Annotated in this window: 1 protein-coding gene; it reads right to left on the bottom strand. The window is 64.2% G+C overall.

Annotated features, from left to right (window positions below; genetic code table 11):
• Positions 1-10 precede the first annotated feature (10 nt).
• Positions 11-1101 (bottom strand): ISAs1 family transposase (locus NKG95_RS34140; RefSeq protein ID WP_352885610.1); only part of this gene is annotated, 1091 nt, incomplete at its 5' end.

Raw genomic sequence — 1101 nt, forward strand, 5'->3', positions numbered from 1 at the left:
GAGGGCAGGGCTATCGCATATGAGTGATGGCATTGATGAGATAGTCGTCGTTCCAGGCGCATTTCTTGATGCGATGGCTGATGGGAACTTTGGCAGCATCGGCGGCCTGAAGGATGTTTCTGGCGAGGCGATTGAGAAGGGCTGTGTTGGCGGGAGCATTGTCCTTGCGGGCACGGCTGAGATCCTCATCGAGATGGACATCGAGCATCCAATGCAGGCCGTTCTCGATCTGCCAATGAGCTCTGGTGAGGTCGAGCGCCCGCTGCGGCGACATGAGCGTGGAGGCCATGAACAGGCGCATCAAAGGTCTGGCCTGATCGCGCCGGCTGGTGATGCGGATGAAGGCCTGGTGGCCAGGCATCAGCGGCTCGGCCGCCGCCACGATCTCGGCCTGCCGCCACTCGTTGCGGCCGTGGCTGGTCTCGGTGCGCTCGGCAATGGAAGGGGTGGCGTCGGCCAGTTGCAGGTTGGCGCGGCGCAGCCAATGACGACGGTTGCCCTTCAGCGCAAGCAGGTAATCGCCACCTCTTTGGGTAATGGCCGCAGCCATGCGGGTGTGGCAGTGGAGCGCATCGGCGGTGACCAATCTGCCCGTAAGATCAATGAGTTCGACGACCTTGAGCGCGGCCTCGACTTCGTTCTCACCATCGCTCGGCGAGACTGCCGCCAGGCACAGCCGGGTCTCGGCGGCGAAGGCCGACACCGTCAACGGCGGACTGGCTGCCAAGCCCTTCTCGTAGGCCCGCCGCAAAGCCTTGCCGTCAAGCGACACCACCTCGGGCGTCTCTCGGCTGGCTCGGGCGAAAGCTGCGGCAAAGGCAGCAAAGGCGCGACCGAAGGCTTCCGGGTCGAGCAGGCGCAGCAGCCGCGAGAAGGTGTCGTGGCTGGGGGCTGCGTCATAGTCGATCAGCCGCGACAGCGCCTGCTTGCGCTCCTGCGCGAACAGGGCAAATTCCGTCGCATTGCTGGCGCCGCACAGGCTTGCTGCGATCATCATCACGATCAGGTCGCCAAGCCGGTGCGTGGCGTTGGGCGCGCGTGGATCAGGCACCGCGCCAAAGTAGCTCTCAAGGCAGGAAATGGCAGTCGCTCCTTCGCTCA

The organism is Mesorhizobium sp. M1423, assembly GCF_040317575.1.
Taxonomy (GTDB): domain Bacteria; phylum Pseudomonadota; class Alphaproteobacteria; order Rhizobiales; family Rhizobiaceae; genus Mesorhizobium.